At 68.4% G+C, this 26,118-nt stretch carries 31 protein-coding genes; 25 read left to right on the top strand and 6 right to left on the bottom strand.

Annotation, left to right across the window (positions count from 1 at the left end; translation table 11 throughout):
* Positions 1–160: 160 nt before the first annotated feature.
* From IP86_RS06285 to IP86_RS06210, 16 genes are all read left to right on the top strand, one after another.
* Complete coding sequence (locus IP86_RS06285) at positions 161–769, top strand: HyaD/HybD family hydrogenase maturation endopeptidase (protein WP_054161663.1); 609 nt, start codon at positions 161–163, stop codon at positions 767–769.
* A gap of 19 nt (positions 770–788) precedes the next feature.
* Complete coding sequence (locus IP86_RS06280) at positions 789–1,382, top strand: HupE/UreJ family protein (RefSeq protein WP_054161662.1); 594 nt, start codon at positions 789–791, stop codon at positions 1,380–1,382.
* A gap of 12 nt (positions 1,383–1,394) precedes the next feature.
* A complete protein-coding gene (locus IP86_RS06275) occupies positions 1,395–1,697 on the top strand; it encodes a HypC/HybG/HupF family hydrogenase formation chaperone (RefSeq protein ID WP_054161661.1) in 303 nt (100 codons plus the stop codon).
* A gap of 238 nt (positions 1,698–1,935) precedes the next feature.
* Entirely contained in the window at positions 1,936–2,340 is a 405-nt protein-coding gene (locus IP86_RS06270) for a thioredoxin domain-containing protein (protein ID WP_054161660.1), read from the top strand.
* A complete protein-coding gene (locus IP86_RS06265; protein ID WP_054161659.1) occupies positions 2,337–3,197 on the top strand; it encodes a hydrogenase expression/formation protein in 861 nt (286 codons plus the stop codon). Before IP86_RS06270 ends, IP86_RS06265 begins: the two co-directional genes overlap by 4 nt.
* On the top strand, positions 3,194–3,406 hold the full coding sequence (locus IP86_RS06260; RefSeq protein ID WP_054161658.1) for a rubredoxin: 213 nt from the start codon (positions 3,194–3,196) through the stop codon (positions 3,404–3,406). The genes IP86_RS06265 and IP86_RS06260 overlap by 4 nt, the downstream gene beginning before the upstream one ends.
* A complete protein-coding gene (gene hybE, locus IP86_RS06255; RefSeq protein WP_054161657.1) occupies positions 3,396–3,944 on the top strand; it encodes a [NiFe]-hydrogenase assembly chaperone HybE in 549 nt (182 codons plus the stop codon). The genes IP86_RS06260 and hybE overlap by 11 nt, the downstream gene beginning before the upstream one ends.
* A complete protein-coding gene (locus IP86_RS06250; RefSeq protein WP_054161656.1) occupies positions 3,941–5,113 on the top strand; it encodes a nickel-dependent hydrogenase large subunit in 1,173 nt (390 codons plus the stop codon). The genes hybE and IP86_RS06250 overlap by 4 nt, the downstream gene beginning before the upstream one ends.
* Positions 5,106–5,447 (top strand): hydrogenase maturation nickel metallochaperone HypA, encoded by a 342-nt coding sequence (gene hypA / locus IP86_RS06245; RefSeq protein ID WP_054161655.1) that lies wholly within the window; start codon positions 5,106–5,108, stop codon positions 5,445–5,447. Before IP86_RS06250 ends, hypA begins: the two co-directional genes overlap by 8 nt.
* Entirely contained in the window at positions 5,447–6,391 is a 945-nt protein-coding gene (gene hypB, locus IP86_RS06240; protein ID WP_054161654.1) for a hydrogenase nickel incorporation protein HypB, read from the top strand. The genes hypA and hypB overlap by 1 nt, the downstream gene beginning before the upstream one ends.
* A 3-nt stretch (positions 6,392–6,394) precedes the next feature.
* Positions 6,395–8,647 carry a carbamoyltransferase HypF gene (hypF, locus tag IP86_RS06235; protein ID WP_054161653.1) on the top strand — a complete coding sequence of 751 codons (2,253 nt, stop codon included), beginning with the start codon at positions 6,395–6,397 and terminating at the stop codon, positions 8,645–8,647.
* Complete coding sequence (locus IP86_RS06230) at positions 8,647–8,880, top strand: HypC/HybG/HupF family hydrogenase formation chaperone (protein ID WP_054161652.1); 234 nt, start codon at positions 8,647–8,649, stop codon at positions 8,878–8,880. The genes hypF and IP86_RS06230 overlap by 1 nt, the downstream gene beginning before the upstream one ends.
* Positions 8,877–10,019, top strand: a complete 1,143-nt coding sequence (gene hypD, locus IP86_RS06225; protein WP_054161651.1) for a hydrogenase formation protein HypD — start codon at positions 8,877–8,879, stop codon at positions 10,017–10,019. Before IP86_RS06230 ends, hypD begins: the two co-directional genes overlap by 4 nt.
* The gene (gene hypE, locus IP86_RS06220) at positions 10,016–11,062 is read left to right on the top strand and encodes a hydrogenase expression/formation protein HypE (protein ID WP_054161650.1); all 1,047 of its coding nucleotides are present in this window, start codon (positions 10,016–10,018) and stop codon (positions 11,060–11,062) included. Before hypD ends, hypE begins: the two co-directional genes overlap by 4 nt.
* Before the next feature lie 39 nt (positions 11,063–11,101).
* Positions 11,102–12,550, top strand: coding sequence for a sigma-54-dependent transcriptional regulator (locus IP86_RS06215; protein WP_054161649.1), 1,449 nt, complete (start codon positions 11,102–11,104; stop codon positions 12,548–12,550).
* Entirely contained in the window at positions 12,540–13,889 is a 1,350-nt protein-coding gene (locus IP86_RS06210) for a sensor histidine kinase (protein WP_054161648.1), read from the top strand. Before IP86_RS06215 ends, IP86_RS06210 begins: the two co-directional genes overlap by 11 nt.
* Positions 13,890–14,126: 237 nt before the next feature.
* Here the strand turns inward: IP86_RS06210 and IP86_RS06205 are convergent, their stop codons facing one another.
* The gene (locus IP86_RS06205) at positions 14,127–14,984 is read right to left on the bottom strand and encodes an alpha/beta fold hydrolase (protein ID WP_054161647.1); all 858 of its coding nucleotides are present in this window, start codon (positions 14,982–14,984) and stop codon (positions 14,127–14,129) included.
* Positions 14,985–15,193: 209 nt separating this feature from the next.
* Here IP86_RS06205 and IP86_RS06200 point away from each other — a divergent pair, with 209 nt between their 5' ends.
* Positions 15,194–15,610 carry an ArsR/SmtB family transcription factor gene (locus IP86_RS06200; RefSeq protein ID WP_054161646.1) on the top strand — a complete coding sequence of 139 codons (417 nt, stop codon included), beginning with the start codon at positions 15,194–15,196 and terminating at the stop codon, positions 15,608–15,610.
* On the opposite strand, the gene IP86_RS06195 is transcribed toward IP86_RS06200, so the two are convergent.
* Positions 15,611–15,967 (bottom strand): rhodanese-like domain-containing protein, encoded by a 357-nt coding sequence (locus IP86_RS06195; protein ID WP_245290552.1) that lies wholly within the window; start codon positions 15,965–15,967, stop codon positions 15,611–15,613.
* Between the two features lie 169 nt (positions 15,968–16,136).
* Between IP86_RS06195 and IP86_RS06190 the strand changes: the two genes are divergently transcribed.
* A complete protein-coding gene (locus IP86_RS06190; protein WP_054161644.1) occupies positions 16,137–16,751 on the top strand; it encodes an SAM-dependent methyltransferase in 615 nt (204 codons plus the stop codon).
* On the opposite strand, the gene IP86_RS06185 is transcribed toward IP86_RS06190, so the two are convergent.
* Complete coding sequence (locus tag IP86_RS06185; RefSeq protein WP_054161643.1) at positions 16,752–17,144, bottom strand: ArsC/Spx/MgsR family protein; 393 nt, start codon at positions 17,142–17,144, stop codon at positions 16,752–16,754.
* Between the two features lie 13 nt (positions 17,145–17,157).
* Positions 17,158–17,709, bottom strand: coding sequence for a DUF2478 domain-containing protein (locus tag IP86_RS06180; protein ID WP_054161642.1), 552 nt, complete (start codon positions 17,707–17,709; stop codon positions 17,158–17,160).
* 225 nt (positions 17,710–17,934) lie between these two features.
* On the opposite strand from IP86_RS06180, the gene modD reads away from it, so the two are divergent.
* The gene (gene modD, locus IP86_RS06175; protein ID WP_054161641.1) at positions 17,935–18,777 is read left to right on the top strand and encodes a ModD protein; all 843 of its coding nucleotides are present in this window, start codon (positions 17,935–17,937) and stop codon (positions 18,775–18,777) included.
* Between the two features lie 247 nt (positions 18,778–19,024).
* Here modD and IP86_RS06170 read toward each other — a convergent pair whose 3' ends face one another.
* A complete protein-coding gene (locus IP86_RS06170; RefSeq protein ID WP_054161640.1) occupies positions 19,025–20,659 on the bottom strand; it encodes a class I adenylate-forming enzyme family protein in 1,635 nt (544 codons plus the stop codon).
* A gap of 186 nt (positions 20,660–20,845) precedes the next feature.
* Between IP86_RS06170 and IP86_RS06165 the strand changes: the two genes are divergently transcribed.
* Both IP86_RS06165 and IP86_RS06160 read left to right on the top strand, forming a co-directional pair.
* On the top strand, positions 20,846–21,052 hold the full coding sequence (locus IP86_RS06165) for a hypothetical protein (protein WP_054161639.1): 207 nt from the start codon (positions 20,846–20,848) through the stop codon (positions 21,050–21,052).
* Positions 21,053–21,126: 74 nt separating this feature from the next.
* Complete coding sequence (locus IP86_RS06160) at positions 21,127–21,747, top strand: NUDIX domain-containing protein (RefSeq protein ID WP_054161638.1); 621 nt, start codon at positions 21,127–21,129, stop codon at positions 21,745–21,747.
* Here IP86_RS06160 and IP86_RS06155 read toward each other — a convergent pair.
* On the bottom strand, positions 21,744–22,265 hold the full coding sequence (locus IP86_RS06155; protein ID WP_156332415.1) for a MarR family winged helix-turn-helix transcriptional regulator: 522 nt from the start codon (positions 22,263–22,265) through the stop codon (positions 21,744–21,746). The two genes, IP86_RS06160 and IP86_RS06155, sit on opposite strands and share 4 nt — an antisense overlap.
* Positions 22,266–22,509: 244 nt before the next feature.
* Here IP86_RS06155 and IP86_RS29315 point away from each other — a divergent pair, with 244 nt between their 5' ends.
* From IP86_RS29315 to IP86_RS06135, 4 genes are all read left to right on the top strand, one after another.
* Positions 22,510–23,163: an SGNH/GDSL hydrolase family protein gene (locus tag IP86_RS29315; protein ID WP_054161637.1), complete on the top strand. Its 654-nt coding sequence runs from the start codon at positions 22,510–22,512 to the stop codon at positions 23,161–23,163.
* Positions 23,160–24,536: an autotransporter domain-containing protein gene (locus IP86_RS29575; protein WP_054161636.1), complete on the top strand. Its 1,377-nt coding sequence runs from the start codon at positions 23,160–23,162 to the stop codon at positions 24,534–24,536. The genes IP86_RS29315 and IP86_RS29575 overlap by 4 nt, the downstream gene beginning before the upstream one ends.
* A 195-nt stretch (positions 24,537–24,731) precedes the next feature.
* The gene (locus IP86_RS06140) at positions 24,732–25,103 is read left to right on the top strand and encodes a protocatechuate 4,5-dioxygenase subunit alpha (protein ID WP_245290550.1); all 372 of its coding nucleotides are present in this window, start codon (positions 24,732–24,734) and stop codon (positions 25,101–25,103) included.
* 2 nt (positions 25,104–25,105) lie between these two features.
* The gene (locus tag IP86_RS06135; RefSeq protein ID WP_054161635.1) at positions 25,106–25,963 is read left to right on the top strand and encodes a class III extradiol dioxygenase family protein; all 858 of its coding nucleotides are present in this window, start codon (positions 25,106–25,108) and stop codon (positions 25,961–25,963) included.
* Positions 25,964–26,118 lie beyond the last annotated feature (155 nt).

Genomic DNA, 26,118 nt, shown 5'->3' with positions numbered 1-26,118 from the left:
GGGGGGGGGGGGGGGGGGGGGCGAAGAGTTCATCCGCTGTGCCCGCGGCTCACCCCACCCCGGCGGGCACCGCGCTGCGCGGCTACCCGCCGACCCTCCCCCTCCAGGGGAGGGTGAAGAAAACTTCGCCGCTGCGGCCTTCACCGAGGACGTCCAAGACATGACCGAGCATCCGACGCCGTCGCCATCCCCCCGCGTCCTCATCCTCGGCATCGGCAACATCCTGTGGGCCGACGAGGGGTTTGGGGTGCGCGCGGTGGAAGCGTTTCATCGCGCGTACGAAACTCATGACAACGTCACCGTGATGGATGGCGGCACGCAGGGGCTGTATCTGGTCAACCTGCTGCAACAGCACGATCATCTGCTGGTGTTCGATGCCATCGACTACGGCCTCGTGCCGGGGACGCTACGGCGGATCGATGGCGACGAGGTGCCGAAATTCACCGGTGCCAAGAAGATGAGCCTGCATCAGACCGGCTTTCAGGAAGTGCTGAGCGCTGCCGATCTGCTCGGCGCGGCGCCGGCGCGGCTGGCGCTGATCGGCTGCCAGCCGCAGGATCTCGAAGATTGGGGCGGGGCGCTGACGCCGCCGGTCGCGGCGCGGATCGACGATGCGCTGGCGCTGGCGCGCACCATCCTGGCCGAATGGGGCGTGACGCTGACGCCGCGCGATGCGGCGGTCGCCCCGGCCGCGCCGTTGCTCGGCCACGATCTCGACCACGCCAGCTACGAACGGCGCGCCGCTCCGGCGGCCGCCGTCGGCAACTAACACCTGAGGAGGACTCGTCATGACCCGAATGATCCGCGCCGCCCTGCGTCCCGGCCTTGTCGTCGCGCTCGCGGTCGTGCCCGGCCTCGCCGAGGCGCACACCGGCCTGCATCTGGTCAGCGCCGATGGCGCGGCCGCGGGCTTCGCGCATCCCTTCCTCGGCGCCGATCATCTGCTGGCGATGGTGGCGGTCGGTCTCTGGGCCGCCTCGCTCGGCGGCCGGGCCCGCTGGCTGGTGCCGGCGAGCTTCGTCGCCCTGATGGCGCTCGGCGCCGCGCTCGGTGGCTTCGCTGTCGTGTTGCCGGCGGTCGAGCCGATGATCGCGCTGTCGGTGATCGCGCTCGGCGTGCTGATCGCGCTGTCGGTGCAGGTGCCGGTGGCTGCGGCGGCGGCTCTGGTCGCGTCGTTCGGCCTGTTTCACGGCGCCGCCCATGGCGCGGAAATGCCCGCGATGGCTTCGCCACTGGCCTATGGGGCGGGCTTCGTTGCCGCCACTGCGCTGCTGCATGGCGTCGGGCTCGGGCTCGGCGCCCTGCTACCCCGCGCGCCGGCGCTGAAGTTCGTCGGCGGCGCCATCGCCGCGGCCGGCGTCGCGCTCGCGTTGCCGCTCTGAGCGGCCGCCGCCATGTGCGTCGGCCTGCCGATGACCGTGATCAGCAGCGACGGCTTCACCGCGCTGTGCGAGCGCCGTGCCGAGCGGCGCAGGGTCTCGACCGCGCTGGTCGGTGAAGTTGCGGTCGGCGATCAGCTGCTGGTGTTCATCGACAATGCCGTGCGCCGGCTCGATCCGGACGAGGCGCGCCAGATCGACGATGCGCTCGACGGTCTCGCCGCCGCGATGGAAGGGCAGCCGTTCGAGCATCTGTTCGCCGATCTGATCGACCGGGAGCCCGAGCTGCCCGCGCATCTTCGCTCCGTGAAGCACTGAGGCGCGCAGCGCGCGCCGCCCTTCACGATCGCCGGTATCAAGGTGCGGTATCTGGAAGTCTACTATCCAGTTTACGACAATCATGTTTCCATTGGGCGCGATGTAATCGCCCGAATGATCCCAAACTAACCCTTTACCGGTAAGTTTACGGGTGTTTCAGGGTGATCATCGACTGGCACGTGGCTTGCTCAATCCAGGCCACCAGCGACAACAACAAACGCCGGGCCCGGGAGGAAACATGAGCGCTCCGCTCACGCGCGCCGTTGCGCGCCCCAACGTGCTGCCGATCGTCGGACAAGCCGAGGTCGACGACTTCATCGCATCCGCACCCGACCGGATCAGCGTGCTGCTGTTTCGCGGCGATCCGGTGCGCTTCCCGGACGGCGACGACATCGCGGTGGTGCTGCCGCAACTGATCGCGGCGTTTTCCGGCCGGCTGGTCGGCGCCGAGATCGCCGCCGGCGACGAGGCGGCGCTGATGCCGCGTTTCGGCGTCAAGGTCTGCCCGGGCATCGCGCTGGCGCGGCCGGGCCGCAGCCTCGGCGCGATCTCCAAGATCCAGGACTGGTCGGTCTATCTCGCGCGCATCAACGTGCTGCTCGACGCCGACGCCCGCCATCTCGCACAGGAGCTGCCGGCATGAGAGTGGGCTACACCAGCGTCGCCGGCAGCGACGACATCGACATGCACGTCCTGCCGCTCAATTTCGACGACAGCGCGCGCCGCGGCTTCACCGGTGCCGGCACGATCGCGGCGCTGGCCACGCGCGGCGGCGACGAACTCACCCGGCGTTGCCCGCGCCTGGCCGCGATGCTGCCGGGCCTGCGTGCCGCGCTCGCCGCGCATCGTGCCGAGGGCGCGTCGGTACACATTCGGCTCGATCACCTCGACGCCGACGAGCTCGGCCTGCTCGCCGACATTCTCGGCGAGGGGGAGGTGACGGGCATTGTCGCGCTGCCCGACCGCCGCGTTGCGCAGATCCAGGAATCGGTGTTCGCCGGTCTGTGGCGGGTCCGGATCGAAGGCGAAGACGGCGCGCTCGATTATCTCGAGCTCGGCGCCATCCCGGAGATCGCCGCGCGCGCCGCGCTGGATTTTCCCCGGCCGGATATCGAGATCGGCGAGGCGCCAAGCGGCGCCATGAATGTGATGCCGGTGCTGGCGGAAATCCGCGAGCGGATGGCGGCGCATCGGCCGGGCGACGCGCCGCACATCATCAATTTCACGCTGCTGCCGATGAATCCCGCCGACATGGCGCATCTGACCGCGACGCTCGGCAACGGGCCGATCCAGTTGTACTCGCGCGGCTATGGTAGCTGCCGGGTGCTGGCGACCGGCGCGCGTCACGTCTGGTCGGTGCAGTATCTCAACGCCATGGATACGCCGATCCTCGACACCATCGAGGTCGGTGACGTCCCCGCCGCGGTGCGCGCCGCGGACGAAGACTTCCACGACTCCGCCGAGCGACTCGGCGAAATCATCGCGGCGTATTTCGCATGACCGGCTTCGAGAATTTCGGCCGCGTCGACGCCGAGCCGCTGGCGCGGATGGAATGCGGCGTGTGCTGGACCGTGTACGATCCCGCCGAGGGCGACGCGCTCGGCCGCGCCGAGCCCGGCACGCCGTTCGCCGCGCTGCCGGAGGACTGGCGCTGCCCGAATTGCGACGCCGCACCTCACCAATTCATGAGGGCGGACGATGGGCGCTGACTCCGGTCCCGACCCCGACGCAGCGGCCCGCCTCATCGGCGAGGCGCTCGCCGCGATCTATCGCCGCGCCGACGCTGCGATGCGCGACCTGCCGATCTACAATCCGGCGCTCGACGTCGCGGCGTTGGGCTTCCGCGACGTGGACGGCGCCGCGCTCGGCGTCGTGGTGACGCCGTGGTTCATGAACCTCGTCCGCGTGCCGCCGCGTGGTGTAGTTGCGCCGCCGCCCGGCACGGTGGTGCCGCGGGCACTGCCGGTCGGGGTGCTGGATTTCACCATCGGCGTGCTCGACGATGTCGCCATCGAAAGCTGCTCGCTGGTGTCGCCGATGCACGACTTCGTCGATCAGCAGCAGGCGGAGAGCACCGCGCTCGCGGCGCTGGCGGTCGTGCTGACACCGGCGGAGCAGGCGGGGCCGTCATTCATGAGTGCGGGGGCGGCGGAGCAGGCCGGATCGGGAGAGCCGATTGCGCACGCCGCGCCATCGCTCGACCGTCGCCGCTTCCTGCGCGGCGCCTTGACGGAGCGACGGCCATGAACGCGGTCGCGCGCGACGATCGCATCGCGGTCAGCGCCGTGCTGGCGCAGGGCCGCGTCGCACGGGTCGCCATCAGCGCGCGCAGGCCGCTCGGCGTTGGCCGGCTGGCACAGGGCAAGCCGGCCGAGGCGGTCGTCGCGCTCGTGCCGCGGCTGTTCGCGCTCTGCGCCGCCGCACAAGGCGCGGCCGCGACACTGGCGCTCGCCGCCGCGCGCGGAGAGCCGGTGCCGCCTCATACCCTGGCCGCGCAAGCCAGCGCCGTGCTCGCCGAGCAGCTGATCGAACTGCTGCGGGGCACGATCACGTCGCTTGCTGGCGATCAGTTCCCGGCGTTCGCGCCGCAGCTCCGCGTCCTGATCGCCGCAGCGCGCCGCGTCGACGCTCGCGGCCAGCTCGAGCCCGACGCCATCGACGCGCTCGCCGACGGTCTCGAGGCTCTCGGCCTCCCGGAGCACAGCCTCGACGATGCTGATACTTATCGATCCTGGCTCGCCTCCGACGCTCCGCTGGCCGCCCTGCACGGCGCCGGCGCTGCCTCTCCGGGCTTGCGGGGAGAAGCGTCTCCGGAAAGCCGGGCGCCTGCGAGCGACGCACCGGAGGAGTTCGACTTCGGCCCGCAGCCCATCGATCCACTCACCGCAACTCACGACCCCGCCATCGGCCACGCCCTCCTGCACCACGGCGCGTCCTTCGCCGCGCGCCCCGATCTCGCCGGCCGAATCCCTGAGACCGGCGCCCTCGCGCGGCTCGCCGGGCATCCGCTGATCCGATCCGTCGGCCCGGGCCTTGCCGGCCGGCGGCTCGCCCGGCTGATCGAGGCAACCACGACACCGCAGCGACTACGCGCGCTACGACGCGGCGAGGCCGAGGCCGCCGGCCTTCTGCGAGCCACCTCGCTCGGCGACGGCATCGGCCTCGGCGCGGTCGAATGCGCGCGGGGCCGGCTCCACCACCTCATCGCGCTCGATCGCGACGGTCGCATCACCCGTTACGAGATCCTCGCCCCCACCGAATGGAATTTCCATCCGCAGGGGCCGCTGGCCCGCGCGCTGATCGGCGCGCCGCTCAGCGCCGGTGAGGCGGGCCGGCGGCGCATCGCGGCGCTGGTCGCGGCATTCGATCCCTGCGTCGGCTTCGAGGTCGAGCTGCGCGAGGCCGCCGATGCATGAGATGGCGCTGTGCGAAAGCTTGATCGAGATCATCGAGCGCGAGGCCGAGGCGCAGACATTCGGCCGGGTGCGCGCCGTCTGGGTCGAGATCGGCGCGCTCAGCCATGTCGAGCCGGAGGCGATGCGGTTCTGCTTTTCCGCGGTCGCCCATGGCGGCCTCGCGGCCGGCGCGCGGTTCGAAGTGATTTCGGTGCCGGGCGAAGCCTGGTGCATGAGCTGCGCCAAAACGGTGCCGCTGGCGCAGCGCGGTGATCCGTGCCCGGCCTGCGGCGGCTATCAATTGCAGGTCACCGCCGGCGACGGCCTGCGGGTGAAAGAATTGGAGGTCGACTGATGTGTACGGTGTGCGGATGCGGCGATAGCAGCGTGGACCCCGGCCAGGCGCACAGCCACGCGCATGATCACGGTCATGATCATCACGACCATCATCATGATCATCATCACTCCCATGATCATGACCACGATCATCCGCACGATCACCATCACGATAATCATCACCACGATGGTCATCACCACCACGATCACGGCCACGCGCCGCCCGCCGGCAGCATCGACTTCGGCGCTGGCATCGCTGGCGTGCATGTGCCCGGCCTGACTCAGGCGCGCGTCGTCCAGATCGAGCGCGACATTCTCGCCACCAACGATAATCACGCGGCGGACAATCGCGCGCGGTTCGCCGCCGCGGGCACTTTCGTGCTCAATCTCGTCTCCAGCCCCGGCTCCGGCAAGACGACGCTGCTGGTCAAGACCATCACCGATCTCAAGGACCAGCATCCGATCGCGGTGATCGAGGGCGATCAGCAGACCGCCAACGATGCGCAGCGCATCCGCGCCACCGGTGCGCCGGCGATCCAGATCAACACCGGCAAGGGCTGCCACCTCGACGCCCATATGGTCGGCCACGCGCTCGATCAGTTGCCGCCGGCGCGTGATGGCCTGCTGTTCATCGAGAATGTCGGCAATCTGGTCTGCCCCGCCGCGTTCGATCTCGGCGAGGCGCACAAGGTGGTGGTGCTGTCGATCACCGAGGGCGAGGACAAGCCGCTGAAATATCCGCATATGTTCGCGGCCGCTGATCTGCTGCTGCTGAACAAGATCGACCTGCTGCCGCATCTGGATTTCGATCTCGCCGCCACGATCGAATACGCCCGCCGCGTCAATCCGAAGATCGAGGTTCTGACGGTGTCGGCGAAGAGCGGCGAGGGCATGCCGGCATTCTACGCCTGGATCGCCAAGCGCGCCGCCGCCGCCCGCGCGGCCGCCAAGGCCGCGGAGTAAGCGATGCGGCCGGCCCATGCTCCGCTTCCCGATGCCGCTCGCGCGCGGGTGCGCGTGCGCGGCGCGGTGCAGGGCGTCGGCTTCCGGCCGTTCGTCTACGCGCTGGCGCAGCGCTACCGACTCGGTGGCTTCGTCGCCAACGATCCGGAGGGGGTGCTGATCGAGGTCGAGGGCGGCGCGCTGCCGGAATTCCTGGTCGCGCTGCGCGACGAGGCGCCGCCGCTGGCGCGGGTGGAGTCGATCGAGACCGAACCGCTGCTTCCGCGCGGCGAGCACCGCTTCGACATCGCCGCCAGCCGGGGCGGCGCCGTCACCACCCGGATCGGCGCCGATGCGGCCACCTGCGAGGCTTGCCTCGACGAACTGTTCGATCCGGCGAGCCGCTTCCATCTCTACCCGTTCGTCAACTGCACGCATTGCGGCCCGCGCTACACGCTGACGCTGCGGCTGCCGTATGATCGCGCCAACACCTCGATGTCGCGCTTCGCGATGTGCGCCGATTGCGCGCGCGAGTACAGCGACCCGTCGAACCGCCGCTTCCATGCCGAGCCGATCGCCTGTCCGCGCTGCGGACCGCGGCTCAGTCATCCGATCGCGGATATTATTGCGTGCCTGCGCGCTGGCGGCATTGTCGCGTTGAAAAGCCTCGGCGGTTATCATCTGCTGTGCGACGTGACCAACGAGGCGACCGTCGCCGAGCTGCGTCGCCGCAAGGGCCGCGATGCCAAACCATTTGCCGTGATGGTGGCGTCGGAAGCGTCGCTGGATCGGATCGTCGAGGCGAGCGCGGCCGAGCGCGCGTTGATCAGTTCGGTCGAAAGGCCGATCGTGCTGATGCGCCAGCGCGGTGCGTTGGCGCCGTCGGTGACACCCGGGCTCCAGGCGCTCGGCGTGATGCTGCCCTACACGCCGCTGCACCATCTGATCTTCCACGCCGCCGCCGGCTCGACGGCGGGCCGCGCCTGGCAGAACGAGCCGGTCGATCTGGTGCTGGTTGCGACCAGCGCCAATCTCGGCGGCGATCCGATCGTGACCGACGACGCCGAGCGCAAGCTCACAGGCGTCGCCGATCTGATCGTCGGTCACGATCGCGATATCGTGGTCCGCGCCGACGACAGCGTCACCGCGATCATCGATGGTGCACCGAGCTTCATTCGCCGCGCCCGTGGCTACACGCCGCGGCCGCTCACGCTGCCGCGCGCCGTGCCGCCGGTGCTGGCGGTCGGCGCGTACTTGAAAAACACCATTACGCTGACGCGCGGGAGCGAGGCGTTCGTGTCACAGCATATCGGCGATCTGGCGACCGCCGACACGGTGCGGTTCTTCGAACAAACCATCGATCACCTCACGCATCTGGTCGGTACCGCGCCGGTCGCGGTGGCGCATGATCTGCATGCCGATTTTGCTTCGACGCGCTTCGCCGAGACTCTCGGCCTGCCGCTGGTCGCCGTGCAGCATCATCACGCTCACGTCGCTTCGATCGCCGCCGAGCGCGGCCTCGACGCGCCGCTGCTCGGCGTAGTGCTCGACGGCCATGGCGCTGGCAGTGATGGCGGTGCCTGGGGTGGTGAGTTGCTACGCGTCGACGGTCCGCGCTTCACCCGCCTCGGCCATCTGGCGCCGCTGGCGCTGCCGGGCGGCGATGCGGCGGCGCGCGAGCCGTGGCGGATGGCGGCGGCGGCGCTGCATGGGCTCGGGCGTGACAGCGAGATCGCTACGCGCTTTCCCGATCAGCTGCGCGCGGCAGCACTGGCGGCGATGCTGGCCAGCCATGGCTGTGCCACGACGACGAGTGCCGGCCGGTTGTTCGACGCCGCTGCCGGTCTGCTCGGCGTCTGCGCAGTGCAAAGTTACGAAGGCCAGGCGGCCATGCAGCTCGAGGCGCTGGTGCGACACCCGCGCGTGCTGAGCGGCGGCTGGGAGATCGGCGCCGGCACGCTCGATCTCTCGCCGCTGCTCGCGCACCTCGCCGATGACATCGACGCCCGCGACGGCGCCGAGCTGTTCCACGGCACGCTCGCCGCCGCGCTGGCCGATTGGGTGGTGCAGGCGGCGGAGCAGACCGGTCTCACCACCATCGCGCTCGGCGGCGGATGCTTTCTCAACCGCGTGCTGAGCGAGGATCTCGCCACGCGGCTGCGCGCGCGGGGTTTGGTGCCGCTGCTGGCGCGGCAACTGCCGCCGAACGATGGCGGTCTCAGCCTCGGCCAGGCGTGGATCGCTGGCCTACTCATCGCCGAACAGGAGCAACGCTGATGTGTCTCGCCATTCCGGCTGAAGTGATCGAGCTGCTGCCCGAGCAGATGGCGCGGGTGTCGCTGGACGGCGTCAGCAAGGTCATCTCCGTGGCGCTGGTCGAGGGTGTCGCGGTCGGCGACTACGTCGTGGTGCACGTAGGCTTCGCGCTGACCCGGATCGATCCCGAGGAGGCGAAGCAGACGCTGGCGCTGCTCGCCGAGATGGGACAGCTGGCGGAGGCCGCGCGATGAAATACGTCGACGAGTATCGCGACGGCGCCGTCGCGCGCAGGATTTCGGCGGCGATCGCGCAGGCGGCCGATCCGGCGCGCAGCTATCACTTCATGGAGTTCTGCGGCGGCCATACCCACGCGATCTCGCGCTATGGCCTCGAAGATCTCCTGCCGCCGAATGTGCGGATGGTGCACGGCCCCGGCTGCCCGGTCTGCGTGCTGCCGGTCGGCCGCATCGATATGGCAATCCAGCTTGCGATGCGCTCTGAGGTGACGCTGTGTACTTACGGCGATCTGATGCGGGTGCCTGGATCGCACGGCGCCTCGCTGCTGCGCGCCAAGGCGGCCGGCGCCGATATCCGTATGGTGTATTCGACGCTGGATGCGCTGGCGATCGCGCAGGCAGAGCCGGACCGCGAGGTGGTGTTCTTCGCGATCGGCTTCGAGACCACGACGCCGCCGACCGCGCTGGCGATCAAGCTGGCCCAGGCGCGGGGGCTCGCCAATTTCACCGTGTTCTGCAACCACGTGCTGACGCCGCCGGCAATCCGCGGCATCCTCGAACATCCCGATCTGGGTGGTCAGCCGGGCCCGCGGCTCGACGGCTTCGTCGGCCCGGCGCATGTCAGCGCGGTGATCGGCTCGGACGCGTTCGCGCCGTTCGCGCGCGAGTTCAAGAAGCCCGTCGTGGTCGCCGGCTTCGAGCCGCTCGACGTGATGCAGGCGATCCTGATGCTGGTGCGGCAGGTCAATGACGGCCGCGTCGAGGTCGAGAACCAGTACATCCGCGCGGTGACGCCGGCCGGCAACGAACGCGCGCAGGCCGAGGTCGATGCAGTTTTCGAACTCCGCGAAGATTTCGAGTGGCGTGGCTTCGGCCGCGTGCCGGCGAGCGGATTGAAGTTGCGCGAAAGCTATGCGGCGTTCGACGCCGAGCGGCGCTTTGCGATGGCGGAGATCTCCGCGGCCGACAATCCGGCCTGCGAATGCGGGACCATCCTGCGCGGCATCAAGCGGCCGACCGACTGCAAGCTGTTCGGCACGCTGTGCACGCCGGAGACGCCGATGGGCTCCTGCATGGTGTCGTCGGAAGGTGCCTGCGCAGCGCATTGGACCTATGGCCGCTTCCGCGACCATGCACGGAGGAAAGTCGCATGAGTGACCGGATCAGGCGACGCAAACTCGATCTCGCGCACGGCCGCGTCGATCTTTCGCACGGCGCCGGCGGCCGTGCGATGGCGCATCTGATCAGCGAGATTTTTCACACTGCATTCGACAATCCGCTGCTGCGCGCCGGCAACGATCAGGCGGCGTTCGACGTCGCGGCCGGCCGCATGGTGATGACCACCGACGGCTACGTGGTGTCGCCGCTGTTCTTCCCCGGCGGCGACATCGGCTCGCTGGCGGTGCACGGCACCATCAACGATGTGGCGATGGCGGGCGCGCGGCCTTTGTATTTGTCCGCCGGCTTCATCATCGAAGAGGGCTTCGGCTTCGCCGATCTGAAGCGGATCGCCGACAGCATGGCGGCGGCCTCGCGTGCTGCCGGCGTGCCGATCGTCACCGGCGACACCAAGGTCGTCGAGCGCGGCAAGGCCGACGGCGTGTTCATCACGACGACAGGCATCGGCATCGCGCCGCGCGGTCTGGTGCTATCGTCGGAGCTGGCGCGGCCGGGCGACAGGGTGCTGCTGTCCGGCTTCATCGGCGACCACGGCGTCGCGGTGATGTCGCAGCGGCAGAACCTCGCTTTCGAGACCTCGATCGTCTCCGACAGCGCCGCGCTGCACGAGCTGGTCGCCGCGATGCTGGCGGCGGCGCCGCAGGGCCTGCGGGTGATGCGCGATCCGACCCGCGGCGGCGTGGCGGCGACGCTCAACGAACTGGCGCAACAATCCGCGGTCGGCTTCCGGCTCGACGAGGACGCCGTGCCGGTCCGGCCGGAAGTGGCCGCAGCGTGCGAACTGCTCGGCCTCGATCCGCTTTATGTCGCCAACGAGGGCAAGCTGATCGCCGTCGTCGCGCCCGACGCGGCCGACGCCGTGCTGGCGGCGATGCGCGCACATCCGCTCGGGCGCGATGCGGCATTGATCGGCGAAGTGATCGCCGACGATCATCACTTCGTGCAGATGACGACCTTGTTCGGCGGCGGGCGGATCGTCGACTGGCTGGCCGGCGAGCAATTGCCGCGGATTTGCTGACGGCGTTAGACTGGTCGTGTGCGTGACGGGACGACGGGGATGAGCGGACAGGCGACGGTTTTGGTGGTCGACGACGAGATCCGCTCGCTGGAGTCGCTGAAGCGCGTGCTCAGCGATGAGTTCGAGGTGATCTGCGCGCGCGACGCCGGAGAGGCGCGGCGCGTGCTCGAAAGCGAGATCGTCCACGCCATCCTGTGCGACCAGCGCATGCAATACGAGACCGGCGTCGATTTCCTCAAGCATGTGCGGCAGACCTGGCCCGATCCGGTACGGATGATCATCTCGGGCTATTCGGACTCGGAGGACATCATCGCCGGCATCAACGAAGCCGGCATCTATCAGTACATCGCCAAGCCGTGGCATCCCGACAGACTGCTCGACACCGTACGCGGCGCGGTCGAGCTGTTCCGGCTGCAGAAGGAAACCGAGACCGCCGGCGTCGACGTCAAGCTGACGCCGGAGCGGGTGCAGCGCGTCGTCACCGAGAAGCGCGGCGTCGCCCGCAAGCTGTACGACTTCGACCGCATCGTCCATGCGCCGAACAGTCCGCTGCGCGATGTCATCGAGCTCGGCAAGCGCGCCGCGGAGTTCGACATCTCGGTGCTGATCACCGGCGAGAGCGGCACCGGCAAGGAGCTGCTGGCTCGCGCGATCCATTACGGCTCGGCGCGCAGCGGCAAGGCGTTCGTGGTCGAGAATTGCGGCGCGCTGCCCGACGAACTCCTGGAAAGCGAGCTATTCGGCTGCAAGAAGGGCGCCTTCACCGGCGCCTATCAGGACCGGATCGGGCTGTTCGAGGTCGCCGACGGCGGCACCATCTTTCTCGACGAGATCGGCGAGACCTCGCCGGCGTTTCAGGTCAAGCTGCTGCGCGTGCTGCAGGAGAGCGAGATCCGTCCGCTCGGCGCGCAGCGCGTCCGCAGGGTCGACGTCCGCATCGTCGCCGCCACCAACCGCGATCTCGAAGCCGAAGTCCGCGCTGGGCGTTTCCGCCGCGATCTGTTCTATCGACTGGCGGCGTTTCCGCTGCACATGCCGGCGCTGCGCGAGCGGCCGATGGACGTGCCGCTGATTGCCGCCAAAGTCGTCGCCGATGTCGCGAAGTCTTATGGCCGCGCCGTCGCCGGCATCACCCCGGCGGCGCTGGAGCGGATGCGGCATTACGACTGGCCCGGCAATGTCCGCGAGCTGCAGAACGAAATCCAGCGCATGGTGGTGCTGACCAATGACGGCTGGCTGCAGGAGGCCGATCTGTCGCCGCGCATCCGTCAGGGCGGCGCGCCGATCGAGCTCAAGCCGTCGCATCACGCGGGCCACACGCTGAAGACCAATATCGAGGCGCTGGAGCGGCACATGATCGTCGAGGCGCTGGATCGCCACGGCGGCAATATCAGCCGCGTCGCCGGCGAGCTCGGCCTGTCGCGCGTCGGCCTGCGCAACAAGCTCGGCCGCTACGATCTGCGCAAGGGCCTCGCCGATGAGGTCTGATCGCGTCGGCGAGAGCCTGATCGACCGCGTCGGCCCGCATCTGCTGTCGCCGTTCGACGGCGATCAGGAGGCGGCGTGGATCGAAGTGATCCGCAAGATGGACGAGGTCTATGCGGACCTCCTGCGTTACGAAACCGACCTCGAGGAGAAGAACACCGCGCTGGAGGAAGCGCAGGCTTTCATCTCCAGCGTCATCGAATCCGTCTCCGACATCCTGATCGTGTGCGACCGCAACGGCGTGGTGCTGCAGGTCAATCCGGCGGCGGTGCGGCTGCTCGGCAGCCCGGCCGAAGCGTTGTTGTCGCGCTCGCTCGCTGATCTGGTCGATCCGCCGGATCGCGCGCCTATCGAGGCGTTGCTGCGCGCGCCGTCGGCAGCCGAGACCGTCGCGCTGGAGATCCGCTTCGCGACGGCGGCGGGCGCGAGCGATCTTTACGCCATCAACGGCGCGACCCGCTGCGATCCGGCCGGCGCCCGTGTCGGCACGGTGCTCACCGGCCGCCCGATCGGCGAGCTGCGCCGCGCCTACGAGGCGCTGCACACCGCGCATAGCGAGCTGCAGCGCGCCCAGCGCCAGCTCGTCGAGCAGGAGAAGATGGCCAGCCTCGGCCGGCTCGTCGCCGGCGTCGCGCACGAACTCAACAATCCGATCAGCTTCATCTACGGCAACATCCACACGCTGGAGCGCTACCGCGAGCGGATGTCGGCGTATCTGACGGCGATCCATCACAACGCCGATCCGGCGGAGGTCGAGCGGCTGCGCCGCGAGCTGAAGATCGACGCGCTGCTCGCCGACTACGCGTCGCTGATCGAGGGCACGCTGGAAGGCGCGATGCGGGTCTCCGACGTGGTGAAGAATTTGCGCCGGCTCAGCTTCCCGAAGAGCGGCGAGACCCAGCGCGTCGATGTCGACCGCGTGGTCCGCACCGCGGCACGCTGGGCGGCGCGCGCCAAGCCGGGGCATGTCGAGCTCAGCTTCGACGTCGCGCCGGACGTGGCGGTGGTCGGCAACGAAGGCCAGTTCCACCAGATCATCGTCAATCTCGTCGACAACGCGCTCGACGCACTGCGTGGCCACGCCGAGCCGTGCATTGCCATCGCGGCGCAGCGCGCCGGCGACGAGGTGGTGATCACCGTATCCGACAACGGCCCGGGGCTCGCCGATGGGCTGATCGACAAGATCTTCGAGCCGTTCTTCACCACCAAGCCGGTCGGCGAGGGCACGGGTTTGGGCCTGTGGATCAGCTACGGCATCGCCCGCGAACACGGCGGCACGCTGGCGGCAAGTAACAGGCCCGGCGGCGGCGCGGTGTTCACGCTGACGCTAGGGGCGGCGTGACAAGTTGTGAGCATGTCGAGAGTCCGTGCCGCCTCATGGTTCGAGACGGCGCTACGCGCCTCCTCACCATGAGGAGCTGAGGCTGTAGTTTCTTCCGTATCTGCTGCCTCTCCCACCCCCCACGACCTCATCCTGAGGAGCCCGGCAGTGCTCGCAGAGCGCTGCCGGGCGTCTCGAAGGATGGGCCGCGGGGCGTGACGATGCGCGCCGCATCTGATTGCCGCAAGGCCGGCGATCTCACCCCAACAAAAACTCCCGCACCAGCCGCAGCACTTCGTCCGGCCGGTCGTGCTGCAGCCAGTGGCCGGCGCCTTCGATGGTCTCGGCGCGCGCGTTGCGGAAGTAATGAGTGATCCCCTCGGCCGCGGCGTTGCGCAGGAAGCTCTCGCCGGCGAACAGCAGCAGCGTCGGGCAGGTGATGCGCCGCCACAGCGCGACGTGGTCGTCCGGCCACAGCCGGTGCGGCGCCATCACCCGCTGATAGGGATCGAACTTCCAGCCGAACCTGCCGTCGGCGTTCCGCTTGGTGCCGTGGCTGGCGAGATGCAGCGCCAGCTCGGGCGACAGCCGCGGATTGTGCGCCTGCATCTGCGCGGCGGCTTCGGCGAGATCGCGATAGCGCCGCGGCGCGCGCTCTTCCAGCGCTTCGAGCTGCCCGATCCATTTCAGCGTCCGCTCGTGCGCCGGCGCTTTCGCTGCGTTCGGCAGCACGGTGATGCCGTCGAGCACGATCAGCCGGCCGACCTGCTCGGGAAACGTGCCCGCATAGATCAGGCCGACCATGCCGCCCATCGAATGGCCGACGACGGTGATCGGGCCCTGTCCGTGCAGTGGTGGTAATCTGGTGAGGTCGTAGACGTATTCGGGCAGGCTATAGCTGCCGCCGAGCGACCAGTCGGAATCGCCATGGCCGCGCAGATCAGGCGCGATGACATGGAAGTCCGGACGCAGCGCCCGCGCCAGATGGTCCCAGCTGCGCGCGTGATCGCGGCCGCCATGGATCAGCAGCAGCGGCGGCGCAGAGTCGTTGCCCCAGTCGACATAATGAAGGCGCAGACCGTGCGAACGATAGAAACGGCTTTCGGGATTTTGCATCGACTCTCGCGGGGCGGGATGGCTTAACGGCGGGCAGGGCGCCCGATAGCAGATCGGGATGGCGCAACAACAGGCTTGCCCAGTTGAAAATGTGTTGCAACACTAGATTGTATCTTCGATGGTCCTGCCAGCATTGTTGATTCCAAACGACCGCAGGCTCGGCCGCCCGGGGTGGGATCGGCCGGCACAAGCCTGCAAGGGGCGTCTTCATGTCCGTGCCTAAGCGAGTCCGGAAGCCGTCGGGCGATGCGCCCGCGCGCGTCGACACCAGCGAACTGCGTGAGAATGCGCTGGTCGCCAGCGAATTCCTCAAGACGCTGGCGAATGCGTCGCGGCTGGTGATGCTGTGCCAGCTCGCCGAGGGCGAGAAGTCGGTCTCGGAACTGGCGGAGCTACTGGAGGAGCGGCAGCCGACGGTGTCGCAGCAGCTGGCGCGTCTGCGCAGCGAGCGGCTGGTGGAAACCCGGCGCGAAGGCCAGCAGGTGTTCTATTCGCTGGCGAGCGACGAGGTCCGCAGCATCATCCTGGCGTTGCACGCGATCTTCTGCGCCAAGCCGCGCAGCAAGGACAAGGTGACGGTGCTGCGGCCGCGCGCGGGCGCGGCGCGGAAAACTTCGCGCGGCTGATCAGCGGCGGCCGAACAGGCGCCGCAACAGGCTCGGTGGGCGCGGCGGCCGTACGGTAACGAAACCGGCCCGGCGCCAGGCCGCGATGCCGCCGCCGAGCACATGAGCGTCGCAGACGCCTTTCGCCTTCGCCTCGATCTGTCCCGCATACATTCGCGTGCGGCCGCCTGAGGCGCAGAAGAAGATCGCCTTGCGGCCCGTGGCGCCGCGCAGATCGGCCTGTGCGAAGCCGCTCAGCGGCAGCCTCAGCGCGCCGTCGATATGCTCACGCGCCACTTCGGCCGGCTCGCGGATATCGACCAGCACCGCGCCGTCGCTCACCATCTGCTGCGCTTCGATTGCCGAAATCGTCTTCATGGTCGTCCTCATGCTGTCCCGCCGTGGTGCGCGTCGCCGAATCGCACGGCGGACAGCAACTGTCTGTGACCTTGTCACCACATGCGCAGCTGCGATCTGCCATCCCGCAGCGGCATTGCGCAATCGCGCCGCCCGCGCAAAGCTCGCGCGTCATTTTCGGTGAGACATCATGACCTCGGATCAGTTCAACCGCTGGGAGTCCCGCTTTGCCGGCGAGGACTTCGTGTTCGGCACGGCGCCCTGCGCATTCTTGGCCGCGTGCCGCGATGTGCTCCCCAAGCAGGGGCGAGCCTTGGCGATCGCCGACGGCGAGGGCCGCAACGGCGTGTTCCTCGCCGAATGCGGCCTGTCGGTGTTGTCGGTGGATTTCTCGCCGTCGGCGCAGGCCAAGGCACACAAGCTCGCCGCGGCGCGCGGCGTGACGATCGAGACACAGCGTGCGGATCTGCTGAACTGGGACTGGCCAGGCGGTTTCGACGTCGTCGCCGGCATCTTCTTCCAGTTTGTCGCGGCTGCGGATCGTCCGCGGATATTTCAGAACATCCGCGACGCGCTGAACCCGGGCGGGTTGCTGCTGATCGAGGGCTACCGGCCGAAGCAGCTCGACTACAACACCGGCGGGCCCAGCTGCGCCGACGATCTCTACACCCGCGAAATCCTCGAGCAGGCGTTCGGCGATTTCGATCGTTTCAGCATCCGCGAATATGACGCCGAGATCGCCGAGGGCTCGGCCCATGTCGGCATGTCGGCGCTGATTGATCTGGTCGGCTTCAAGCCGCGCTGATCACTCCATCGCGCAGCCGTCGAACACCTTCGCGCCGCCCTGGCGCAGGCCGAGCCAGGCGTCGATCGCGGCCTGGTCGAATCCGGCTTCGCGGCGGTCGCCGGACCGGATCAGCGGACGGCGGATCAGGATCGGCTCGGCAATCATCAGCGCCAGCGCGGCGTCTTCGTCCAGCGCAGCGAGATCGATCGCGCCGGCCTTGATCTTCGGCGCCGAGGCGTTGAACCATTGCGGGATCGGCTTGGCGCCGAAGAACGGCCGCAGCGTTTCGGCCGTCCACGGCTCCGCCAGCAGATTGCGCACGTCGAGTTGGTGACCGGACGCGATCAGCAGCGCCTTCTGCCGCGCATTGCCGACGCAGCCCGGCTTCTCGTAGAAAATCACCTGCGCCATCGTCGCCGTCCCCTCAGCCTGCCGTCGCGTCCGAGCGCGCCGCGGCGGCCTCGCGCCACCACCCGTCGATCGCCGCGCGCTCGCACGGCAACTCGGTGCCTGCCTCGCCGATGAAGTCGCGCCACGCCTCGGCGCATTTCTCCGGCACGGCGGTGAGCAGCGGCAGGCCGGCCACGATGGTCTCGGCGAATTCGGCGCGCAGGCCCTGGCCGGTCGCCTCCTGCTTCGAGAACTTGTTGATCACCACCAGCGCGACCTCGCCGGCGATTGCGCGCGTCACCGCTTGCGCCGAGTCCGCCAGCCCGGCGGCGTCGAGCTTGCAGGAGCCGGCGCCGCCGCCGAGTGTTTGCGAAATGCCGATCGCCGCGCCGGTCATCAGGTCGATCAGCTGCATGTCGATGCGGCGGCCGCTGGCGTCCTTGACGTTTCGCTGCACCAGGCCGCCGAGCCGGTCGCCGGCACTTAGCCGGTCGGCGGCGAAATCGGCCAGCAGGCTGTCGACATCCTCGTCGCCGCGATAGATCACGGCGGCGGTACGGGGCGCGTCGGGTTCGGTCTGTGTCATGGCCTGCTCCTTGTGCGGCGGATCGGCGAGGACGGCTCAGCAAGCTGCGTGCCGGCCGGGCGTCGCCCGTCGGCATCGGCAAAATGCCCGACAGGCAAAGGCCTTGTCACGCGCCCCCTGCGATCGTCCAGGCTGTCGCGAAGCCGACAGCGTTGTATAGGCCTGGACACAGCGGCCGCCAACGCGGACTTTCTGGCGCGCCATTGCCATCGCCGAGGAGCCCGCATGTCCGTCCTGACCACCGCCGACCTGGAGCGCCTGCTCGACGACGACGTGCCGTATGGCGACCTCACCACCGAGGCACTTGGGATTGGCGGACAGCCGGGGATGATGGAATTCACCGCGCGCGATCCGATGGTGCTGGCGCTCGGCGAGGACGCCGCCGCGTTGCTGCGGCTGTGTGGCTGCCAGGTCGAACTGATCGCGGCGTCGGGAGATCGGCTTGCGGCCGGTGCGCCGATCCTGCGCGCGCATGGCGCGGCGGGGAGCCTGCTTCGCGGCTGGAAGGTGGCGCAGACGCTGATCGAGATCTGGTCCGGCGTCGCCACCGCGACCCGCGAGATCGTCGATGCGGCGCGAGCCGTGTCACCGACGATCGCGATCGCCTGCACCCGCAAGAACACCCCCGGCACCAAGCGCTTCGCGGTCGCGGCCGTAAAGGCCGGCGGCGCCGTGATGCACCGGCTCGGGCTGTCGGAGACGATCCTGGTGTTCGCGGAGCACCGCGCGTTTCTGGACGAGCCGCTCGCCGCCACCGTGGCGCGGCTGCGAAGCGCTGCGCCGGAGAAGAAGCTGATCACCGAAGTATCATCTATCGACGCAGCACGCGCCGCCGCCGAAGCCGGCTTCGACGTCCTGCAACTCGAAAAATTCGCCCCCGCCGACGTCGCCGCTTTGGCCGCGCAACTCGGCGCCATGCCTCATCGTCCCGTCATCGCCGCCGCCGGCGGCGTCAACGCCGCGAATGCCGCCGCCTATGCGACCGCAGGCGCCCAGGTGCTGGTGACGTCGGCGCCCTATATAGCGAAGCCGCGCGACGTGCAGGTGCGGATCGGGCGGATGAAGTAATCAGGATACGAAGTCATCAGGCCACGAAGTCATCAGGCTATGAAATAACAACTCGCGATGGATCGGCACCTCCACCCCGAACCGCAGCGCGCCCCCTCTCCCGCTTGCGGGAGAGGGCTGGGGTGAGGGGCCCCGGGCACCGTGCTTGGGGACCCCCACCCCCGACCCCTCCCCGCAAGGGGGAGGGGAGAAGCGCACAGCGCGCTCTTCGCAAGCGGGAGTGGTTACGCTGTGCCTGGTGCGGGCCTTACCCCTGCGCGTGCCTCGCCGCGCGGTCGGCGATGGTTTCGCGCAGCACGATCTTCTGGATCTTGCCGTTGGCGTTGCGCGGCAGCGGCTCGGAGCGGATGATGATGCTTTCCGGGACTTTGTAGTCCGACATCCGCGCCGCGCAGTAGGCGGCGACGTCGCGCTCGTTGAGACTGGCGCCTTCGCTCGTCACCACGATGGCGTTGACGCGTTCGCCGAGCACGGGATCGGGCGTGCCGATGATGGCGGTTTCCAATACGCCGTCGATGCCGCAGATCACGTTCTCGACCTCGGCGGAGAAGATCTTGAAGCCGCCGCGGTTGATCATGTCCTTCTTGCGGTCGAACACCCGCACGAAACCATCGGCATCGATCGAGCCGATGTCGCCGCTGCGCCAATAGCCGTTCACGAATTCCTTGGCGTTGGCATCGGGCCGCTGCCAATAGCGCGGCACCACCATGGGGCCGGCGATCAGCAGTTCGCCCGGCTCGCCCGGCGCGACCTCGTTGTCGTCGGCATCGACGACGCGGACATGCGCGTAGGGAATAACCTGCCCGACGCTGTCCATGTGATCGCGCCAACAAGCTTGCGGCATGATGGTGGTCGGCGATGTAGTTTCGGTGGCGCCATAGGCGTTGCGCAGTTGCAGATTGGGAAGCCGCTTGCTCAGCATCTCGATGGTCGGCACCGGCATCGGCGCGCCGCCGAAGCAGCCGATCCGCCACGCCGACAAATCGTGCTGGTCGAATTCCGGCGACATCGCCACCAGCGTGTAGATCGCCGGCACCAGGATCGAATAAGTAATGTTCTCGCGGCTCGCCAGCGCCAGGAAGTCGGGTGTCTTGTAGGCCTGCCGCATCAGCACCACGCAGCCGCCCGCCGCCAGCGTCGCGTAGGACACGCCGACCAGGCCGGTGACGTGCGACAGCGGCACCGCGACGAGGCCGCGGTCGTGCTCGGTGAGTTCGTGCGCGCGGGCGAACGCATAGGCGGAATGCAGGATGCTGAGATGCGTCAGCTCGGCGCCCTTCGGCTTCCCGGTAGTGCCCGAGGTGTAGAGGATCACCGCGGTGTCGTCTTCGTGCAGCGGCGCCGGCGGGAGATCGGCGGCGGCCCCGGCGAGGAGTTCGTCGAACGGCCGCGCGCCCGCCGCGTCGCCATGCGCGACGAAGCGATGCGTCAGCTCCGGGGCTTCGGCGGCGGATGGAATCTGATCGGCCAGCTCCGCCTCGAACACCAGCAGCTTGGCGCCGCTGTTGCCGAGCAGGAAGTCCAGCTCGGCCTTGCGCTGCCGGGTGCCGATCGGCACCAGCACCGCGCCGATCCGATTGCAGGCCAGCGTGACGGCGAGGAATTCCCAGCAATTGCCGAGGAACAGCGCGACTCGGTCGCCACGCGCGATGCCGAGCCCGCTCAGCGATGCCGCGATGGTGCGGACCAGACCATCGAGTTCGGAATAGCTCAGCGTGCGCTCGTCGACGATCGCCGGTCGATCGCCGAACCGCGCCACCAGATCTTCGAACATCGCCGCCAGGGTGGACGGCCGTTCGGCGAAGCACAGCATGGTCCGGTCGCCGTAATGCGTCTCGCGACGCAGCGGCCCGCCGAGACCGCTGTCTGCCCAGAACTTCATAGACGTTTCCTTGTTGTCCCAACGCGCCGCGGTGAGCAGCGGTCGGCTTGGCCACAGACTATTCGGCGGAGACTCTCACCGCCAGCGCCTGATGCGATCGATCCGCATGTCGTGACATCTGCGTGTCAGCACGCGGGCGTATGACGGTGAAATTTCCGCCGGCCGAGATTTGGTGCGAGGTGAGCGATGATTTTGTCGGATGTGGAATGCGAATGCGGCGCGCAGTATCGCTGCGCCGAGTCGGAAACGTTGGCGGGAGAGCCCGGCAGCCTGTTGTGCATCAATTGCGGTCGCACCGTCGAAGCGTGGCAGGTCGCGCAAAAGCGGGTGTATCGCTGCACGCTGCTGCCCGACCGTGCCTACCCGGTAGTGGCGCCGCCGCCGTCGCCGTGAGCGAGCGCGCTCCCCTCGATCTGCCCTGGCGCCCGACCTATAATGCTGGCGGGGCATGAACGAGGGGATGTGGCGTGCGGGGACCTGTGCTGGCGGCAGGCGGCATCATGTTGCGAAGCGGCGGTGAGCCGCTGTTCGCGATCGTCCGCATGCGCAAGCGCGGCGACTGGGTGCTGCCCAAGGGCAAGCTTGAACAGGGCGAGACGCCACGCGCCGCCGCCGAGCGCGAGGCGATCGAGGAAACCGGGCACCTGGTCACCGTCCACGAATTCCTCGGCACGCTGGCTTACGAAGTCGGCGGCCGCGCCAAGGTGGTGCATTTCTGGCGGATGGAGGCGGAGGCCGCGCCGAGCCGTCCGCTGATGAAGGACATTCGCGCCGTCGAATGGCTGCCGCTGCGCGAAGCGACGCTGCGGCTGACGCGCGGCTACGAGCAGGCGTTTCTCAGCGAAGTCGGGCCGCTGGTGCTCGGTGCGGCGGCCGGCACAACGCCGCAGCCTTCCGTTCGGTCTCCCGAGCGGCCGTCATCGCCGGCGCTGCCGCCGGCCCCAGCAGACGATGAAACGATCACCGACCTCGATGATGCGCCCTCGCTGGCGCTGGCGCTGGAGCAGCCAAGTGAAGCAACGGAGGCCGAGGCGCCGTCGCTGATGGCGCGGCTGCGGCGCTGGCTGCGCGGTTCGCGGCAGCGCTAGCTGCGCGTGCCGAACACCGCGAGGACCCGCAGCAACTGCTGATAGCCGCGCGGCCCGACCTTTTCCATCAGCCGCTGCTCGTGCTGATGGACAAGCTTGTCGGCCTCGGCCAGTAACTTGGTGCCCTGCGCCGTGAGATGCAGCGCATGCGTGCGGCGATCGGAGGTCGGGCTGCGTTGGAGCAGCCCGCGCGACTCCAGATAGTCCAGCGGCGGAATAATCCCGGAGCGGCCGATGCCGAGCACCTCGGCGAGCGCCATCTGCGACAGCCCGGCGTTGTCGCGGATCACGACCAGCATCGAATATTGCGCGGGCCGCAGCGACAGCGGCGCCAGCGTTTCGACGAAGTCCTCGAACACCCAGAGCTGCGCCTGACGGATCAGATAGCCGGCGACGCTGGTCAGCCCGTCGACATTCACCTCGGCACGTTGTTTGGCCGCACGACGTGCCGTCGTCTTGATCGGCGGGCCGGCATCGGTTGCCGTCTCGCGGGTCGGGGCGCGTCGGGGGCGGTTCATCGGGCTGATTCGCTTTCCGGTTGTTTGTGCTGCACAGCATCGCCCGAGCGCCCGCCAAATACAAATCGTGCTGGTAATTGTTCTTGACATGAACAAATCATTTTCTGAACATAATGTGCATATGCACGGCCGAAGGCCGGCAGCCGGATCGGGGAGGGACGTCGCGCGCAGCCGCAAGGCCTGTGCAGCCTTCCTGCTGATCGGCGATCATGCGCCACATGGGGCGGCGCGTCGGGAGGGGCGAATGGGACGACAGCAGTCACGCGCGATCGATGCACGCAGCAGCCGGCCGTACCGCCGCCGGAAAAAGCAGGCCGTGCTCGGCTGCATGATCGCCGCGGCCGGCCTGGTCGGCGCCGCGAGTAGCGCTGCGGCGCAGGTCTACACGCCGATCGCTGTCGTGCCCAATCCGGACGTCTACGCGTACTTCCAGCAGAATGCCGGGGTGCAGAGCCTGTTCGGCCCGCAGGTCACCGGCCAGTTCACCAGCCTGACCGTGTTCGGCGACAGCTACGCCGATTGGGGCAACGCCAAGCGGGCGCAGGGTGGCGTCGGCACGTCCACCGGCCGCTTCAGCGCCGGCCTGTCGATGGGCGACGCGTTTCAGTATCACTACGGCCTTGCGACCTCGTCGGTCGCCAACTACGCGGTCGGCGGTGCGCAGAGCGGTGAGACCAACGTCGCGGGGCCGACACTGCCCGGCACCGGCAGCGAGATCCGCACCTTTCTGGCCAATGGCGGCCGGTTCGGCGCGCGCGACCTCGTCAACATCACCACCGCGGGCGGCAATGACGGCGTGCCGATCCTGTTCAATCCCTTCATCACCCAGGCGCAGATGAATGCGGCGGCGGCGCAGACCAATGCCAACATCGTCGGCGGCGTGCAGCAATTGGTGTGAATGCGGGGGCCCGCAACATCTCGATTCTGTCGGTCGGCGACCTGTCGTATCTGCCGATCGCCCCCGGCAACGCCAACATCCATTACTTCCAGACCACGCTGACCCAGATGGAGCAGGCCAGCCTGTCGCCGCTGGCGCGCGCCGGCGTGCGCATCTTCTTCTTCGATCTCGGCACGCTGACGCAGCGCATCGTCGCCAATCCGTCCCAATACGGCTTCAGCAACGTCACCCAGGCGTGCACCTCGGTGCCGTCCTGCGTCGGCGGCTCGGTGGCGACGCAGAACTCCTATCTGTCGTATGACGGGCTGCACTTCACCACCGCCGGCTTCGCGCTGATCGGCCGTTACCAGACCAACCAGATCGACGCGCCGCTGACGGTGGCGCCGCAGGGCGACATCGCGATGTCGATCGCCTCGGGCTTCATGGACAGCGTGTTCGGCCGGCTGGACTCGTACCGGGTGTTCTCGCCCTACGGCATCGGCAGCGCCATGAACGCGATGGCGGCCGACATGCCGGTCAAGGCGGCGCGGCTGTCGCCGGTCGCGCCGAACCCGTGGTCGGTGTACGGCAACGTCACCTACGGGGGCGGCTCGCGCGATCAGCAGTTCGGGCAATCCGGACTGAGCTACAATGCGGTCGGCGGCCAGATCGGCATCGACTATCGGGTTTCGCCCGAGTGGGTGGTCGGCGGCCTGTTCGGCTACGCGCAACCCAACGTCAAGCTCGGCATCCAGGACGCGCGCGAAAAGATCGACGCCTATCAGTTCGCCGGCTACGCCTCCTACACCAGCCGAAACTGGTTCGCCGACGGCCTGTTCGCCTACGGCCGCCAGACGATCGCGACCGAACGCCAAGGCGTGATCGACATCATCCGCGGCTCGACCTCGGCGGATACGTTCACGGTGGCAGCCAAGGGCGGCTATCTGTGGGACATCGGCCCGCTACGCGCCGGCCCGATCGCCGGCCTCTCCTACACCCACGCGCAGATCGCGGCCTATACCGAAAGCGGTGACTCGCTGCTCACCAACACGGTCGATCAGCAGAAGCTCGAAAGCCTGGTCGGCAGCCTCGGCGTGCAGCTGCGCGCGCCGCTGGCGATGGCCGGGGTGATCTACAGCCCCTACCTCAACGTCACCGCCGAGCATGATTTCATCGGCTCGGCGCGAACGCTGATCACCACGCAACTGTCGACGCCGCTGCTGCCGGTGCTGACGCCGATCGACGCGCGCAGCCGGACCTACGGCAAGGTCGCGGCCGGCGTCGCGGCGGCGGTCAGCAGCAATGTCAGCGCCAATCTGAATGTCGTCAGCAGCTTCGCGCGCTCGGACGGCAATGACTACGGCGTCAGCGGCGGTCTCAAGGTCGCGTTCTGATTGCCTCGAAGAATCTCCGGAAGTCTCTCAGGGTCGGCAGCCTCGGTTGCCGGCCCCTTTTTTTTGGGCTGCGGCGACGACGATCGGCTTTCTGAATCACCGGGTGATTTGATCTGGCTCAATCCCGAGTTCCCGCCGCCGCCTATCGTTTGCGAAAGCCGCTATGCGGCGAAGGGACGAAACGCGGAGGACGCCGTGGTGCAGACGGAAGCGAGGGCGGCGCGCGCCCGGCGCGAGATCTTCGGGACGCCGATCTTCGGCCCGGAAGCGGCGCAGAAGGGCTACGCCCTCAACAAGATGTGCTTCTCCTTCAACGACGCCGCCAACCGTGCCGAATTCGTGCGCGACGAGGCGGCGTATTGCGCGCGCTACGGCCTGACGCCGGCGCAGACCGGCGCGATCCTGACGCGCGATCTGCTGACGCTGCTCGATCAGGGCGGCAACGCCTACTACCTGGCGAAGTTCGCCGGCATCCTCGGCCTCAACATGCAGGACATCGGCGCACTGCAGACCGGACTGACGGTCGAGCAGTTCAAGGCCAAGCTCCTCGCAGCGCGGGACAACTAATCATGGCGACGATCATCGGCGGCCTCGCCGCGTCCCACGTGCCGGCGATCGGCGGCGCGATTGCCAAGGGCCTGCAGAAGGACCCGTATTGGGCGCCGTTCTTCGACGGCTTCGACGCACCGTGCCGCTGGCTCGAGGCCAACAAGCCCGACGCCGCGGTGGTGATCTACAACGATCACGGCCTCGCTTTCTTCCTCGACAAGATGCCGACCTTCGCGGTCGGCGCCGCGCCGGAATATCGCAACGACGACGAGGGCTGGGGCATTCCGGTGCGCGACCCGTTCCGCGGCGACGCCGCGCTGTCATGGCACATCATCGAGACGCTGGTCGGTGCCGAGTTCGATCCGGTAACCTGCCAGGAGATGCTGGTCGACCACGCCTACAGCCTGCCGATGGAGCTGTTCTTCCGCGAGCGCGCGCACGCGATCCCGACGGTGCCGGTGGTGGTCAACACCGTGCAGCATCCGCTGCCGTCGCTGCGACGTTGCTTCAAGCTGGGGCAGGCGATCGGCCGCGCGATCGAGAGCTATCCGGAGGACATGAAAGTCGTGGTGATAGGCACCGGCGGGCTGTCGCATCAGCTCGAAGGCGAGCGCGCCGGCTTCATCAACACGGCGTTCGACCGTCGCTGCATGGATGCGATGACCGGCGACATCGACAGTCTGCTCGACATCGACCCGCACCAGCTGGTCGAACTCGCCGGCAGCCAGGGCGTCGAAGTGATGAACTGGGTCGCGATGCGCGGCGCGCTGACCGGCGACGTGCGCGAACTGCACCGCAACTATCACCTGCCGATCTCCAACACCGCGTCGGGGATCATGCTGATCGAGAACCGGCCGAAGCTGGCGCGGGCGGGGTGAGGCTGGCGACGCTGCGAGGCGGTGGTCTCTCACAGCGGAGTGACGACATCAGATTGGTCCGCAGAGGCCGTCCCACAACAGCCGTCATGCCCGGGCTTGACCCGGGCATCCACGAAGCCAAGCAGCGCAGTGCCCGTTGTCGTGGATGGGGGGGG

The sequence above is a fragment of the Rhodopseudomonas sp. AAP120 genome (assembly GCF_001295845.1).
GTDB lineage: Bacteria > Pseudomonadota > Alphaproteobacteria > Rhizobiales > Xanthobacteraceae > Rhodopseudomonas.
The sequence above is the reverse complement of the archived record's forward strand: the minus strand, read 5'-3'. Positions and strand labels throughout refer to the sequence as shown.